The sequence below is a fragment of the Leptospira adleri genome, from assembly GCF_002811985.1.
Lineage (GTDB): Bacteria > Spirochaetota > Leptospiria > Leptospirales > Leptospiraceae > Leptospira > Leptospira adleri.
This window is the reverse complement of sequence record NZ_NPDU01000030.1, coordinates 1-15,358: the sequence shown is the minus strand read 5'-3', so window position 1 is coordinate 15,358 and position 15,358 is coordinate 1. Positions and strand designations below refer to the sequence as shown.

Sequence of the window (15,358 nt, the reverse complement as noted above, 5' to 3'; positions counted from 1 at the left end):
TGCAGTTTCCGAATAGGATTAGGATTTGTTTTTCTTTTTTAAAATTCCTTCGTAACCATTCGGAGGATCCAAATCCAATAAATCCATCGCTTTTAAAGAATATTGAATCGATCTTCCGTAAAGCACCAGCGCGTAAAAATCGTTCCGGTCGCGATCGAATTTTTCGGCTTGATTGAATTCTTCTTTAGCCATCCGAAAGTAATTGGAGGATTTTTCCTCGTCCTTGGCGTTGATCGGAGTTTCGTCGGGATGATTTTTCTTTTGTAAAAAGGCTTCCGAATACCGAACGATCAGATTTTTGGCGGAGGTTTTTCCTTCGGCCGCGAATTCGGATGTGATCTGAGGAACGGCTCTTTCCAAAAGAAGTAAGGATTCTTCCCTTTCCTGAACGCTTCCGGAGCGTTCGAAGTTTTGAAAACGTTCTTTTAGATTTTGAAGTTTCGACCAGTTCTCTTCCTGTTTGCTGAACGGAATCGCCTTTTGGGACTCTTCCAAAATTTTAATCTTTCTTTCTATCGACTTCTTCTTCTCTCGAAAAGAAAGAGAACCCGCGTCCGCATAACTCAGAAAAACGAAAAAGAAAATCAAATTACAAGAGAAGAATTTTACGGATCGATTCATCGTTCTTTTGCTTCCGGAAATTTCGTTTTAATTTCCTGTCTTCGCTGGGATCGGCGGAAGCGTTTCCTTCTGAACCATATCGTCGGTTTTGATTTCGTCGTTGCTCATATCCATAAAAGAAACCCGGCCGGACGTGATGAAGGAATAGTTATCGTCGTGAATTTCCAAAATATCGATCGGCTTATCCTTGGCCTCTCCGGGAGGAACGATTTTTCTTTGGATCAGATCGTTATCGATATAATTGATGAGAGTGTTGCGGATCCTTTCGTAATCGGAAATGTTTTCCTTTTCGGCGGCAGCCTTGATATCGTCCAGATTTACGAATTGATATTCCGGCTTGTCTTCGGCGGGAGTTTTGGAAGCGATCATCGCGAGAAGAGCGAATCTTCTTGCCCTTCTTGCAATTTTGATTCCTTCGCTATGAAGCAGAAGTTTATAACGGAATTGATACGGCGCGGAATTGTAAGCGGTCGTAAAATGATCTTCGGAACTTTTTAGATCCCTAAATCCAAGACGAAGAAGATGTTGAGCGATCTTATCGTTGCTCCTAACGATCAAGGGGGAAGCGTATTCCAGAATGACTCTTGAATTTTGAAGATATTGTTCGTGAGTGGCCTGATACAAATCCTTCATCTCCCCTTGAGCCCCTCGGAGATTTTTGAAGGAAAGACTGTAATTGCTCTGATAATACCACATGTTCCCGTTGAAATCGAACTGATTCGATTTTTTCAGACTCGTATAAGACGGAAGAGCGTTTAACTTTTTGTATAATTCTTCTTTGCCCGAGCTTGTCTGCGTCGGTGCCGTTGTTCCCGCCTCCGTCTTAGTGTTGTTTGGCGGCGTTTTATCTCCGGTCAAACCTTCTTCGAGAACCGGAGCGAGATTGCTTACGCAAATATTGATGAACTTCAGATTGACTTTGTTTTCACCAATCAAAATTCCAAGATTGGTTTGGTCCGGAGAAACGGCCCACAAAAGGCCGCCGGAAACGGAAATGAGTACGATCAGTGCTTTTTGAATTCTGGAAACCATGGCTTTCTCTACCTTTACTATCGGCTTTCTGCCCTTTTTCCAAGGAAAAAAACGGAAATTTAAGGTTTTGAAACCCTAGTCCGCTTAGGAAACCGAATTCTTTTGGGCGAAAATCCCGGATCTTTTCCGGATTTTTTTGCCCGACTTCGCGGGTTTCAAAGACGTCAAATTCGCACACTGATTTCGTCCCTCCTTTTCTTTAAACGAAAGGCTGTACTTTATTAAACGATAAGACTCCATTCTTTAATTTCCTTGAATTTAAGAACGGAATAACAAGCATCGGGCCATGAAGAACAAAAAGTACATTACAGTATTTGCAACTATCTGTTGCATTTTTATCCTTTCCTCCTGCGAGATGCAGAATCCGGTCGATTACAACAACAAAATCATCGATACGGTTAACAGAGCCGGTGAAGATTTGGAAGCGATGAACGACGCGATGTCGAAAGAAGACTTCGCGGCCGCGGAATCGATTCGTAAACAGTGGGAAGGAAAATTGATCAAAGCCCTCGAAGAAATGAAAAAAACAAAGGACTTCAGGGGAAGTAACGTTTTAAAAAACGCGGGAATTGCTTCGATCGAATTGTATCAGAAAATAGTCGGATCCGATTATAAAAGTCTTATCGATCTAAGACTCAGCCAAAAAAACGGAATCAAGGTGAACGAGGCGCAAATCGATTCCGTTTTGAATTCTATCAATCAGAACCTGACTAAAGCGACGAACGATCTGAACTCCGCTTCCGATCAATTCGGCCAGGAATTTGCAAAATAAACGTATAAGAATTTTATAAAATACCAATACATCTCTCCTTCCTAAAAGGCCGGATAACGTGATCTGAACTTGAAAAGTCTCCCTTTTCTTGCTCACATTTGGGTTATCCGGCCCCTTTTTTTTTAGAATAATTTATAGACTTAGAGATCCGAAGGTGTTTTTCTGAGATTCCATTCAGATCGGCAAGGAGAACAAGATCCGTATGAAAATAGACAAAATTACCCTTCTTAAATCTACAGCAAAGGCTTCTTTTACCGGTCTTTTCAACATCGCGCTTTTTACCCTCGTTGGAATCACCCTAAACTGGATTCTTCTCGCGTTCCTTTTTCCGGAGATGAAAACGCTTTCCTCCAATTTGGGCGGAGTTCCAGCCGCGAGGGCCGGAGGTATCGGAGCTGTCATCGCTCTGATTTTCATCTTAATCGAGCTTTGGCCCGTCACCTTAATCGTGTTAGGTTTTGGAATCGTCTTTCCCGGGCTTCATTTTCTTTTCGGAAAAAAATTCGCGGTAACAAAAGCGCTCTATCAACTCCTCGGAGAAAATCGAGGAATTATCAGCGAATATCTTTCGGAACGTCTGGAAGAATCGATCCGCAAAAAAGCCGAAGCCGACGAAACGAAGGGCAAGAATTTTTCGATCGCACAACGGATCCAAAATCTTCCCTACTATCTGACTAAGTTAGACGACCTGCCCTTCCCGCTGACCGCACTCGTATCGAAACTCGCGCAAAAACTCAGAGTAGAAACTCTTCTGAAAGAGATTTCCGCGAAGATTCCGGATCAGGAAAATCCGAATTCGGAAGACTTGCAGAACGCACTGAAAAAAACGATCGATTTCGCGATTCTGGAAACGATATATTCCCCCAGTTTTCAGTGGTTTTTCATTTTAGGCGGGATCAACTTCGGGACTTTTTTGATACTGAAGGTTTTGATTTAAGATCGAGGATCCTTTCTGCGAATCGTCCAGCCGGTCCAGGCGCAGATCAGGGAAATGATCGGACTACTCAGATTTAAAAAAGCGTAAGGAAGAAAAACGACGACAGGAACGCCTAACGTGGCCGCCATAAACGAACCGCAGGTGTTCCAAGGCACCAAAGCGGAAGTCATCGTACCCGAATCCTCCAGGGCTCTCGAAAGATTTTTCGGATCCAGTCCCCTTTCTTCATAAGCCTTTTTGAACATCTTTCCGGGCACGAGGATGGATAGATATTGATCCGAGGAAAGCAGATTCGCCGCAAAACTCGTAAGAATCGTTCCGGTCAAAAGAGAACGATCCGTGGTTGCAAACCTTAGAATCGCGGTCGTTATCTTTTGTATAAAGCCGGCCCCCTCCATCGCGCCCGCGAAAAACATAGCGGAAAAAATCAACCAAACCGTGGGAAGCATGGAAGCCATACCTCCTCTGGAAAGAAGCGCGTTCGTCAGATCGTTGCCAGTCTTCATGGAATTTCCTTTCGAAGCCGCATTCAAAATCTGTCGATATGCTTCTTGAAAACTCAAATCCGGATGTTGTAAGAAGATTCCGGAAACGATTCCGGAAAGAATTCCCGCGAGAATCGAAGGGATCGCAGGAATTTTAAAATAGATCAAAACAAACGTTAGGACGGGCGGAAAAAGCAGAGCGGGATGGATTCGAAAAGAGGACTCAAGCAAACCTATCACTTCATCGGTTTTTTGATTGGAAACGGCGCCGGAAAAATCTCCGAACCCTATCCAAGCAAACGCGACGAGTGCGATACAAAACGCCGGGATCGTAGTATATAACATATGTTGAATATGCGTAAAAAGTGGTGTTCCCGCGATGGACGAAGCGAGATTCGTCGTTTCCGAAAAAGGCGAAAGTTTATCCCCGAAATAGGCGCCGGAAACGATGGCCCCCGCGGATATCCCCGGAGAAATTCCCAAGGTCGTTCCTATCCCCATCAGTGCGACGCCTACGGTTCCCGCCGTGGACCAAGAACTTCCGGTGATCAATGAAACCAAAGAGGAAAGGAGACAGGCGGTGATCAAAAAGTAGGAAGGATCTAAAATTTTCAAACCCCATACGATCATCGACGGAACGATACCCGACCAGATCCAGACTCCGATCAGGGAACCGATCAACAAAAGTATAAGCACCGGTTTTAAGACATTCTTCAGAGATTCTAAGATCTGATCTTCTAGTGTTTCCCATTTGATGCGTAATCGAAGTCCGAGTAAACTCGCGACCGTCCCCGACAAGATCAAAAGCATCTGAGCGGGTCCGTCCACGGTTCCGTTGCCGAATACGATTCCCGCATAGCTGAGCCCCAAAACCAAAACAAAAACGGGAATGATTGATTCGAACAGACCCGGCTGACTGACTTTCACAAAAAATCCTCCGGCAAAGGAGATCGGATTTTCATCTTGCGTTTCGTCTCCGGATGTAAAAAACAAATCGCATACGCGTGCAATGCCTGTCTTTCCATTCCCAATCTCTGCGCAAGATCCGGCTCCTTACCTTCTATGAATTCTAAAAATACTTCTTCCTCTTTTCCGTAGAGTTTGTCGCCTAACAAAGGATAACCCAATCCGTAGAGGGTGGCTCGGATCTGATGCATTCTTCCCGTGATCGGCTTACAAAGAACATACGAACTCGTTTCGGAATCCGTACCTGCGACGCCGACACGATCCCGTTTGACTTTACGGAAGTAAGTAAGACAGATCTCCTCTTCCGAGGCAACCGTTTGGGAAAGCAGATCCCGTTTTGAAATAAACCTTTGTCCTTCAATCGGCGCAAATTTTCTTTTTTTGCGGATCTTCGATTTCACGTCCGGCTTTAAAACTCCGTAGCCTAAAAAAGAAGCGGGAACGCGGCCCCACACTTTTGTAATGTAGAATTTTTGAATATTCCCGGAACTGAATAAACCGCTCAGCTTCGAAGCGGCCTTTTCGTTTTTTGCGAATAGAATCACTCCGGAGGTTTCCCGGTCCAAACGGTGAATCGTGTATAATTCTTTGAATTTTCCGGATTCCCGCAAAAGCGTGAGAAGATTCCCCTTCCTGTAGATTCCGGCGGGATGAACGGGAAGATCTCCGGGTTTATCCACGGCCAAAAGCCATTCGTCCTCGAAGATGATTTTGTAATCGGTTCGGACCGGCGGTTCGGACTTGTCTTCGATTTGATAAACGACTTGGTCGCCTTCTTTCAGAATCATCCCAGGTTTCGCTTTTTTTCCGGAAAGTAGAATTCTTCCTTCGGAAATTTCTTTTTGCCAAGCGGTCCTCGAATGATAAGTGAATTTTTTGGAAAGAAAATGATCGAGCCTGACGGAAGAATCCTCGGCTCGAATCGTAATCCGCAAGGACTCGGCGACGTTATCTTCCGTTTCAAAATTTCGAGAAGAATCAAACAAGATCGAATTCAGGAGTTTTGTTCCTTGGAATTGATATAACTCTGAATCATCGATTCTTCCTTTTCGTTTAAGTTGAAGAACTCGCAACCGATGCGGAACATCTTATCCGTATTGTTGATGTTCCTTATCACTGCGCGAAAGGTTCCTTTGTTTTCAGAGGAAAGATTCAGATCGAAAAGGATCGTTTCACCCACAGTAAAACTTCTGGAGAAGAATATGGACTGAGGATGGAAAAAACCGAGACCTTGCAAGGAGATGTTATCGACCGTGCATTTTTCCTTCGACTCCTGAAAAAATCCCGAGCCGATCACGTCCTTTGAAACCGCGCTTGCGGAAATATTGGCCGCGTTGAAATCGTTCGTATTCAATTCCTTATCGGAAAGAATCTGAACGTAACCGAGAGGAGTATAACCTTTGTAACGGATCATGATCGAAACTTCGGAGACGATTCCGGATTCTAACTTATTGACCGTGATGAGCTTTTGATATTCCGGAAAAGGAAGAAACTGAAACCCCCCGCTTCCGTCCGTTTTGGAATAACGGTCCAAAACGTAAATCGACTGATCGAAGTTATACATCAAACGGAGACGATTGTCCATTCGATCCGAAAAGAAGACGGTCGAGTTCGGATATTTCTCCTTGAGAAGTTTGGCGTGTTTTTTTATGATCTCATCGATCTTTTTATCAGCAAATGCTAATGTTTTTCTGAGATTCCCTTGATTGATGATATTGGTAAGAATCGTCTGGGATCCGGTGGAAGTATCGACCTGAATCCTCTCCTCGGTTCTTTGTGCGACCGTAACTTGAATCGCGGTCGCGAGCAGCAACTCGACTCCATTGGAAGGATTGTGCATCTCCACTGCGAAGTTCGCGGCAAAACGATGATTGTTATGAATCAGATATAATTTTCGATTCGGTTCCGGAGTTGTTCCCGGAGGGAGGGTGACTACGATCCGAGTCGCATCCTTTAGCCCTACGACACGGACCGGAAGGGGACGATTTCCCACAACGATCGCAACGGGCAGTCTCGTAAACAGAGACTGCAGAATTTTGTGAATCCCTTCCGGGTCGTTGATGAGTTTGTCCATGATTCTTTCGTTACGATTCTAAATCCGTTTTTGTATCGGATTCAATAAACAGACGATCGTAAGTTTGAATATTCGATCGGAAAAGCCGGGTTAGTAAAACGATTTTCTCACGGGGATGCGGAATTTTCTTCGTCAATTTTTTTCCGAAATAGCAGACCCGCTCCGATTCCTTTCAGGTTTTCTGCTCCGGTAACGTTCATGGATTGTAACAGACTTTCCGTATACTGAGAAATCAGGAATCGAATTCCGGCGACTCCTCCGCCCACGCCGAAGATCGCCATCGGTCTTCCCAAAAGAACCGCGTCCGCTCCGAGCGCGATCATCTTAAAAACATCCATTCCGCTGCGCACGCCTCCGTCCACTGCGATCGGGAACGATTCTCCCACCGCTTTTCGAATTCCGGAAAGAACCCTTGCCGTTCCGGGCATATCGTCGAGAACCCTTCCCCCGTGATTGGAAACCACGATACAATCCGCACCCGCGTCGATCGCGAGACGTGCGTCTTCGGGAGTCATCACACCTTTTACGATAAACGGAAGTTTTGTGAGAGAGCGGATCTTTGCGAGTCTGGAAACGTTTCTAGTCACCGAGGAAATATTTTTCATCGTCATCGTTTTGAAATTCACGGCGTCTACATCCATTCCGACCGCAAAAATACCGGCGGTTTCGGATTCTTGAAAACGTTCCTTAAGAAGTCCTTCGTCCTCTCTCGGTTTGCAGATAAGAATCGCGTCCGCCTTTGTTTTGCGGACCGCTTCCAGCATGATGAGATATTTATCCGGACTCGCTCCGTCGCCTAACCATGCTAAGGTGCCCGAGGATTGACAACCTTCCAAAAGAGTCGCGGCAAACGTAAACTCGTCCATGGCTCCGTTCATGTTGGTGACGGCTCCGGTCATCGGAGCGGCCATGATCGGAGTTCTTAATTTTTTACCTAAGAATTTCGTTTCCACCTTTGCATTCGTATGTTCTCGGATATAACGGGGAAGAATGGAATATTCCTGAAGAGCCGCGACGTTATCCTGGAACGTAAGCATTCTTCCCAAACCTCCCATACCGGGGACGCCGGAAGCACAATCGGTTCCGTCGCATACTTTACAAACCCAGCATATATCCTTTCCAAAACGAGTCCTCGCGTTTTGCTGGATTTCCTTTTCGGAAACTGAATAGAGTTCGTCGCAGGTGAAACGGATGGTATTTTTTACTTTTTCGAAAACGGCTTCCGCCTTTTCCAAAGTGTCCGCGCTTATGATGACGTGTCCCGTCTTTTCGATGTTATTCGTAGGTTCTTGGATGATGTCTCCGATTTTATTCATAAAGAAGAGATCGTTGACTCCTTCGATCTTACGAGTATCTTCGATTCCGTCGATGGCGAGTAACTTTCCTCTCGGAGCCAAGAGACAACGTTCGATCGAGACTCTTTGAACCGTAGGCGTTAGGTTATCCGGTTCTTCTCCGAGCGCTATGAGAATGGCCGCGCGGTTTAGGTTGATCCCGGAAGAAAGAGGGAACGTAAACGCGGACATAAAACCGCCGGAAAGCCTTGCCGCGATCTCTCCTACCTTGACCCCGTCCGGTGTTACCTTGATGTCGCCTTTACCCGCTCCGAGGGTAATCCCGAGCGCCTTCATACTTCGAAACATCACGTCTTCGACTTCTTTCAAAACGGAAGGACTCAAAGCCGAAGGCATGTTGTGTCCCATCTCGATAAAGAACGGTTCTCTTTCGATGATTCGATCCGCGATTCCGGTGATGACGAAGTTTCCGTTCCAGGTCAGCGCGTCGACTGAAACTTCCGGGCCGGGCATATATTCTTCTAAGATCATTTCTCCCGTGGGAGAATATTTTTTTGCGTGTTTGAAGGCGGCTTGCAATTCTTCTCTGTTTGAAACCTTGATCACTCCGCGAGCGCCCATGTTATCCGCAGGTTTCATCACAAGAGGAAATTTCAAAAACTCCAATGCCTCTCTCGTATCTGCTAAACTCCACACAGGAGCGAATCCTGGAAGAGGAATCCCCGCTTTTTTGAGTCGTTCGCGCATCTTCACTTTGTTCGAAGCGGCTTCCGCATCCACATAACGGATTCCGGGAAGATCGAGAGCGTTGGCGACGGCCGCGACCGTCATACTCGCATCGGTTCCGGCGGTGATCACTCCGTCGATCTTGATCTTGGTCGCGAGTTTTTTGGATTCTCGGACCATTCCCTCGATGTCCTTCGTGCTCATCACCATCGGTATGTCGCAGATTTTCATACCGGGAGCGTCCCCGTTCATATCGGCGACCACGGTTGTGAGTTTCATCATTCTCGCGGTCTGGATGATCGGAACTTGCAAAAGTCCGCCGCCCACGATCATAATGGTTTTCCCGGTGATTTTATGATTCACTGACAAAAAAGAAATTCCTGATTTAATTCTGTAGGGCCGCGGCGGGGATCGTTTCTCGGATCTGCATTTCAATGCTTCCTTTTCGGATGATTCCGCCTAACAAGAGATAGTCGGAATCTACCGGATAAAACACCGCGGATTGTCCGGGTGTCACACCTCTTACGTCTTCGAGGGGTTCGACGACTAAGTCCTCTCCTCGTTTCGTGATACGACAAAGGATCGGAGTGTGTCTGTAACGGACTTGCACTCGACATTCCAAGGATTCACCTTCTTCGAGAGGGGCCAAACCTTGGTAGTTGGCGTCGATCACGGAGAAGGAACCGGTATAAGTTTCATTCTCTTCTCCTAAGATTACGGATCCGTCATCTTCGATCGCGATGACATACAACGGATTTTTCCAAGCGATCCCGAGCCCCTTTCTTTGGCCGATCGTGAAGTTCTCTCTTCCCTTGTGTTTGCCGATGATTCTTCCGTCCCTGAGTTTGAAAAAGCCGGGAGTAAATTCCACGTTTTTCTTTTCCAAGAATTTTCTGTAGTCGTTCTCGGGGATAAAACAGATCTCTTGCGATTCCGCTTTTTCCGCGACGGGAAGTCCCATTCTTCTTGCGATCTCTCTAACCTCGGTTTTTGTCATTTCACCCAAAGGAAAGATTACATTTTTGAGATTCTCTTGTGAGAGTCCGTATAAATAATAAGCCTGATTCTTTCCCATGTCGAGACCGTTGGCGATCGCGTAACGATCTCCGTTTTGTGCGATCCGAGCGTAGTGACCTGTTGCGATCTTGTCGATCCCGAGCGCCTTTGCTTTTTCGAAGAGGGCGCCGAACTTTACGAAGGTATTGCATTCCACACAGGGGTTCGGAGTTTTTCCGTGTTGGTAGTCGTCTATAAAACGATCGATGACTTTCTCTTGAAAGACCTTTTCCATCTTCACGACGTAGAATGGAATCTTGAGAGAAAGACCCACATCTCTCGCGTCCCGAATGTCTTCGGGAGAACAGCAGGATTTTTTGGTCGTGTCGCAGGCGGGGGCTTCGTATTCCCAGGTCCGGAGATTGACCCCGATGACTTCGTAGCCTTCTTCCATAAGAAGACCGGCGGTCACGGCGCTGTCCACTCCGCCGCTCATGGCTACTATGATTTTACCCTTGCTCATCTTATTTCCCGCCGTCTTTCCCTACTATACCTATAAGACTCCGTTTCATGTCCAAAAGAATTCTATGCTCGTTCAGCCAGTTTACACCGAGAATTCCTTGGATACGAACTCCGGTCGAAACTCCGGCAAAATCGACCGGAAGCCCCGAAGGTAGAATTTCGAGATCATTCACACAATTGGACGTCGCGAGAATACAAAGTTTACGAACAAAACGCGTCCTCACGTTCAAAACCTTTCCTTGGAAGTTGAGAATCTGAACCGGACGACTCGAAGAAGTTTCTTCCACAAAACCGGGAATCGGATTCGGCAATTCCAAAAGACTCAGGTCCGCGCCCGTGTCCATCAAGAGAAGGGCCTTTTCTTGGGTTCCGTATTCGATTTCCAAAACCGGATGTCCGGAAAAGAAGCGAAGGGGTTCCGTATTCTGCGCTAAACTCGGAAAGGGAGAAAGCATCGCTTCGGTTATTTCTCCGCCTGCGCTTTCCAAAAAACGGATCTGAGTGGGATATTCTAAAATTAGAATTTTCTCATAGAGCGCGTCCATACCGATGATCCCGTCGAGTTCCAAGTTTCCGGAAAAGTTATGAGAATGAACCGTGAGGTTTTTAAAGATGGAATACGATTTGGAAAAAAGCTGAATCGTCCTAACCTTTCGATAGGAATCGTCTTTCCCTCCGGGATAAGTTACGGCGATTCTTCGTTTGGAATCCTGCTCGGTGAAAAACTTCTCGTCCAAAAAGGAGAATCGGGAACCCGTATCCACTAAAAATCGAAGGGGTTTTTCCTCCGGACTCAAGGAAAGCTGGATAAAACGAAAACCTTGTTTTTCAATAAAGGGAAGAATGATTTCGATTCCCCCGGAAACGACCGTGATCTGCGTTTTCGAGGGAAGAATGGAACAGGAAAGAAATGCAAAAAGAAAAAGTGTAAGGAAAAACCTCAGATCAATTTTTTGATACATTTCTGATTGGAACATCGTGTGTAGTCGATCACGCAGTCCCTGTATTGAATTCCTGTGACCGGGTCCGCGGGTTTGTATTCTATGAAACACGAATAAGGAGAAAAATCAAATTTTTCTTTCCCGAGCGCTCGGTCTTGGATCCGTTTTGTGAGTTCTCTTTCTTCGATTTGAGTGAGAGGAACTTGGTACAGCAGGAGATTCTTTTCCATGCTGTACTGATCGGCAAATTTGAAAAAAAGAAAAAGGTTTTCTTAGGTTTCTTTATAACAAATGGTTCGATTTTTACCGGAATGTTTCGCCATATATAGGGCCTTGTCCGCTCTTTCGATCAGATCCCGGTTGTTTTTGTCCTTCGGCCAAAACTCGGAAACACCTACGGAAAGAGTGACTTTGAGATCGGGGCCTCCGTTCGGATTCTTCACGCTACTCGCTTCTACGGCTGCGCGAATTTTTTCCCCCATTTCGTAACCTCTTTCGAGATCCGCTCCCGGCATGACGAGGCAGAATTCTTCCCCGCCGTAACGAGCCGGCGTATCGTGTTTGCCCGCGTTCCGAATCAACTGTCTCGCGACTTCGATCAGAACTTGATCTCCCGCTTGGTGACCGTGCGTATCGTTGAACTTCTTAAAGTTGTCGACGTCCGTAAAAAGAAGAGTCAGGTGAGACTTCTTTTTTCTACAACGATCCATCTCTTCTTTGAGTTTTGTCTGAAAGTAGTGATGCACCTTGAGACCGGTCATCATATCGACGGTCGCGAGTTCATAGAGACGTGAGTTCTCTACGGCGATTCCCGCGAGCGTGGAAAGCGTAGTCAAAAAATCCCGGTCCTCTTCCTGAACCTCGTTCATGGTCATCTTTTCTCCGAGAACGAGAAGACCGTTCACCTTTCCCTTTGCGTTCAGAGGAATGATGAGATCGGCTCCGATTCCACGGAGGAAATCGATTTCGGTTACGGATCGGCCCATGCTCTCTTCAATCTGATTTACGGTCATCGCTTTCATTCTCGTTTCCAGAAACTGAATGAGAGCAGCGTCCGTTTTGATACGGAATGATTTTTCGTTTTCCGAAAGATCAAAACCTTTGTAACTCGGATCCAATTCAAAAAAATCGGAATCCGCTTCCGGGCTGACATAGATCGCGGCCTGTAAGGTTTGTAACTGCGCGAGACAAATATTAAGAATTGCATCCATTAGATATTTATAATCTAATGTAGAATTAAGAGCCTTGCTGATTTCTAATAATTGCTTTTGATCATAGATTTTCTTTTCGAGATACTCTATCATCAGGGGATCATTTTCTTTACTGATCAAACGGTTGGTTCTCCGGTGCTATAGATACGAAAGGAGCCTTTTCCAATTTATTGCCGAAGTTTTGAACGGCTTTCTTTTTCATTCGAAACGAATCTCTTATACCAGAGGATATAAGATCCAATTTTTATTTAAAAATCAATTCTTTTTGTCGATTTATTCTTGCTTTCGAGGGTTCAGCTCAAATACTGACCTACATACACCGCGCGGTGGAGCAGCTGGTAGCTCGTTGGGCTCATAACCCAAAGGTCATAGGTTCGAATCCTGTCCGCGCTAGTGTTTTAACCCTTCCCTCTTTCTTTTCAAGATAAATTTTCCATTTCAGTCTTGTTTTCCAATATAACTAAAACTGGGGATAAGTTTGCATCCTTTTTCCGAAATCGAACGTGAATATTTACTCGCACTCTTACGTTAGTCTATTCTTGCTACGAAAACTAAGCATAAAGAACTATCGCAAGAGACCGAAAGAGACGTTCTTTGTCGAATCCAATGGAAAGAATATCCTTCTTTCCATTTCGCATTAATTTCCGAGTTCCTTGGATCGTCTGCTCGCGGACTGAACCGCCTCCAAGATCGCGCGGGTAAATCCGTGTTTTTCGAGTTCCGCTAGTCCGGCGATCGTAGTTCCTCCCGGCGAGGTCACTTTATTCTTCCAAACCTCCGGATGTGTTTCCGGATCTTTTTTTCTTTCTTTGCGAAGAAGTTCCGCGGATCCGATGACGGTTTGTATGCTCAAGTCCAGAGCTTCCTGATATCCAAGACCGGAAAGAACTCCTCCTTCCGCTAGGGCTTGGATAAATTTAAAAACGTAGGCCGGACCGGAGCCGGAAAGTCCGGTCACCGCGTCCAAGTGGGACTCGGAACTCAAGGCCACCGCATGTCCGAGCGACTGAAAGATTTCTTCCACGGTTTCATAGAGCTCGTGATCGCCGTAGTATCCGATCGCCCCTTCTCCTACGAGCAATGGAAGATTCGGCATGATACGAACTACCTTTGATCCGGATGGAAGGGAATTTCGGATCGTCTGAGTGCCGATTCCCGCCGCGACCGAAATCACGGACTTAGGAGAGGAGATTTGTTTGAGAAGCTCCGCGACCTTCCCGGGTTTCACGCAGACTATGATGAGATCGGATCGAGACGAGAATTCTTCCCAAGAAGATACGAGTTCTATCTTTTTATTCGAGGTCATATAAGGATCGTAGCCTAGGACCTGTGTCGGATAACGTTTCTTGAGAGAAAGATAAATGGCTCCTCCCATGTTTCCGCATCCTGCGATTCCTATCGTATGTTTCATAATCAATTCCTTTCTCCAAAAACGGCGCTTCCGATTCTTACATAATCGCTTCCCTCTTCGATCGCGATTTTATAATCACCGGACATTCCCATGGATAATTTTCCTTCGGGGTAATATTCTTTTCGTATGTTTGCGAGTTCTCGAAAAACTTCTCTCGTTCTGTTCGGTTCTCCGTCGGACGGTCCCATCGTCATCATCCCTTCCAAGATACAAAACTCGTTGGAAAGTTTTTTTTTGTCGGAAAGAATTTTGACGAGTTCCTTTTCGCCGAACCCGTGTTTGCTTTCTTCGTTCGTGAGATTTGCCTGTAAGAAATAGCGGATTTTTTTTTGTTCTTTCTGCGCGCGTCTTAAAAGTTCTTCCACGGTTTGAAGACTTCCTACTCCGTGAGCGTAAGAATAACCCTGGAATAATTTTCTAAGAGTTCCGCTCTGCACCGGTCCGATATGATGTAAAACCAAAGGTGAATCTTTTCGGCTCAACCACTCTTCGAATTTTTCCAATCCTTCCTGGATTCGATTTTCTCCGAAGTGAACGATTCCTCCGTCGACCGCTTCCCGAACCGCTTCCAAAGGTTGGAACTTGGAAACCGCGATGAGTATGGGCGGCTTTTCCGGTCTAAGCCTTGTGAGTTCTTCTTGGATTTGAAAATAACGTTCTCGGATCCCCATATCATTCTTTGGATTTCAGGTTCTTCATTTCCCTTTCGAGTTTTTCCACGCGCTTTTCCAAACTTCGTTTCGAGGATGTTTTCGTATTTTTATTCTTTTTTTTCGAGGACGAGATTCCCAATTTTTTTTCCAACCGATTGACTCTCGTTTCCAAGGAACGGATTCTTTTTCCGTTTTTGAACGAAGAATGTTTTTTAGGATGTTTTTTCCTTTTAACGGAACGTTTCTTTTCCGCTTTGTCTTCCCAATCCGTTTTCTCTTCCTTGAATCTTTCTTTTTTGGATTTGGGTTCTTCGTCCTTATAAGCTCCTGCGACGTCCTTCGGAGGATTCCATTTTTCTTCCGGATATTTTTCCTTTTCCGGTTTCGACGCGGAAGTCGTGTTCTTTTCCTCGGGCCATTCTTCTTTGAGACTTTTGGTTTCCTTGGAAGCCGGCTTTTCTTTTTCCATCCCCGTAAAATCGTTATTAGGCGAAGAATTTTTTTCCTCCGCGGGAAGAGTATTCAAATCGTTCGGCGAGATCGGAGGTTCCGTATTCATCTCAGGGCTTAAGATAACACGATCGGTTTTGGAATTATTCGAGACTTCTTCGCCTTCTTTCTTTTTTAGGAATTTGGAGATGTCTTCCCGAAAGAGATAACTGTAGAGGATCAAGGATCCTAAGAGTAAAACTAGAATTCCGGAAAGTAAGATTTTC

At 45.6% G+C, this 15,358-nt stretch carries 15 protein-coding genes and 1 tRNA gene; 3 read left to right on the top strand and 13 right to left on the bottom strand.

Going from position 1 to position 15,358, the window contains the following annotated elements; genetic code table 11:
• Positions 1 to 18: 18 nt before the first annotated feature.
• Positions 19 to 621, bottom strand: coding sequence for a hypothetical protein (locus CH376_RS12690; RefSeq protein ID WP_100784172.1), 603 nt, complete (start codon positions 619 to 621; stop codon positions 19 to 21).
• A gap of 27 nt (positions 622 to 648) precedes the next feature.
• On the bottom strand, positions 649 to 1,653 hold the full coding sequence (locus tag CH376_RS12685; RefSeq protein WP_100784171.1) for an adhesin OmpL37 family surface protein: 1,005 nt from the start codon (positions 1,651 to 1,653) through the stop codon (positions 649 to 651).
• A gap of 286 nt (positions 1,654 to 1,939) precedes the next feature.
• Here CH376_RS12685 and CH376_RS12680 point away from each other — a divergent pair, with 286 nt between their 5' ends.
• Both CH376_RS12680 and CH376_RS24610 read left to right on the top strand, forming a co-directional pair.
• A complete protein-coding gene (locus tag CH376_RS12680) occupies positions 1,940 to 2,425 on the top strand; it encodes an LIC11966 family surface protein (protein WP_100784170.1) in 486 nt (161 codons plus the stop codon).
• Positions 2,426 to 2,627: 202 nt separating this feature from the next.
• Positions 2,628 to 3,362, top strand: a complete 735-nt coding sequence (locus tag CH376_RS24610) for a hypothetical protein (RefSeq protein ID WP_243394667.1) — start codon at positions 2,628 to 2,630, stop codon at positions 3,360 to 3,362.
• On the opposite strand, the gene nhaC is transcribed toward CH376_RS24610, so the two are convergent.
• The 8 genes from nhaC to CH376_RS12635 form a co-directional block, all read right to left on the bottom strand.
• The gene (gene nhaC / locus CH376_RS12670; RefSeq protein WP_420843550.1) at positions 3,359 to 4,774 is read right to left on the bottom strand and encodes a Na+/H+ antiporter NhaC; all 1,416 of its coding nucleotides are present in this window, start codon (positions 4,772 to 4,774) and stop codon (positions 3,359 to 3,361) included. The genes CH376_RS24610 and nhaC overlap by 4 nt on opposite strands.
• On the bottom strand, positions 4,771 to 5,748 hold the full coding sequence (locus CH376_RS12665) for an RluA family pseudouridine synthase (RefSeq protein WP_420843551.1): 978 nt from the start codon (positions 5,746 to 5,748) through the stop codon (positions 4,771 to 4,773). Before CH376_RS12665 ends, nhaC begins: the two co-directional genes overlap by 4 nt.
• A gap of 59 nt (positions 5,749 to 5,807) precedes the next feature.
• Positions 5,808 to 6,887, bottom strand: coding sequence for a PilZ domain-containing protein (locus CH376_RS12660; protein WP_100784168.1), 1,080 nt, complete (start codon positions 6,885 to 6,887; stop codon positions 5,808 to 5,810).
• A gap of 107 nt (positions 6,888 to 6,994) precedes the next feature.
• Entirely contained in the window at positions 6,995 to 9,277 is a 2,283-nt protein-coding gene (locus CH376_RS12655) for an alpha-hydroxy-acid oxidizing protein (RefSeq protein ID WP_100784167.1), read from the bottom strand.
• 16 nt (positions 9,278 to 9,293) lie between these two features.
• Positions 9,294 to 10,427 carry a tRNA 2-thiouridine(34) synthase MnmA gene (gene mnmA, locus CH376_RS12650; RefSeq protein ID WP_100784166.1) on the bottom strand — a complete coding sequence of 378 codons (1,134 nt, stop codon included), beginning with the start codon at positions 10,425 to 10,427 and terminating at the stop codon, positions 9,294 to 9,296.
• 1 nt (position 10,428) lies between these two features.
• Entirely contained in the window at positions 10,429 to 11,388 is a 960-nt protein-coding gene (locus tag CH376_RS12645; RefSeq protein WP_100784165.1) for a retropepsin-like aspartic protease, read from the bottom strand.
• Positions 11,367 to 11,597, bottom strand: coding sequence for a hypothetical protein (locus CH376_RS12640; RefSeq protein WP_069607815.1), 231 nt, complete (start codon positions 11,595 to 11,597; stop codon positions 11,367 to 11,369). Before CH376_RS12640 ends, CH376_RS12645 begins: the two co-directional genes overlap by 22 nt.
• Positions 11,598 to 11,639: 42 nt before the next feature.
• Positions 11,640 to 12,698 carry a sensor domain-containing diguanylate cyclase gene (locus CH376_RS12635; RefSeq protein WP_100784164.1) on the bottom strand — a complete coding sequence of 353 codons (1,059 nt, stop codon included), beginning with the start codon at positions 12,696 to 12,698 and terminating at the stop codon, positions 11,640 to 11,642.
• Between the two features lie 200 nt (positions 12,699 to 12,898).
• Here CH376_RS12635 and CH376_RS12630 point away from each other — a divergent pair.
• Positions 12,899 to 12,971 (top strand) — tRNA-Met (locus tag CH376_RS12630).
• A gap of 244 nt (positions 12,972 to 13,215) precedes the next feature.
• Here the strand turns inward: CH376_RS12630 and proC are convergent.
• The 3 genes from proC to CH376_RS12615 form a co-directional block, all read right to left on the bottom strand.
• Complete coding sequence (proC, locus tag CH376_RS12625; RefSeq protein ID WP_100784163.1) at positions 13,216 to 13,989, bottom strand: pyrroline-5-carboxylate reductase; 774 nt, start codon at positions 13,987 to 13,989, stop codon at positions 13,216 to 13,218.
• Between the two features lie 2 nt (positions 13,990 to 13,991).
• Positions 13,992 to 14,660: a YggS family pyridoxal phosphate-dependent enzyme gene (locus tag CH376_RS12620; RefSeq protein ID WP_100784162.1), complete on the bottom strand. Its 669-nt coding sequence runs from the start codon at positions 14,658 to 14,660 to the stop codon at positions 13,992 to 13,994.
• 1 nt (position 14,661) lies between these two features.
• The coding region (locus tag CH376_RS12615; RefSeq protein WP_243398270.1) for a hypothetical protein at positions 14,662 to 15,358 on the bottom strand (697 nt) is incomplete at its 5' end.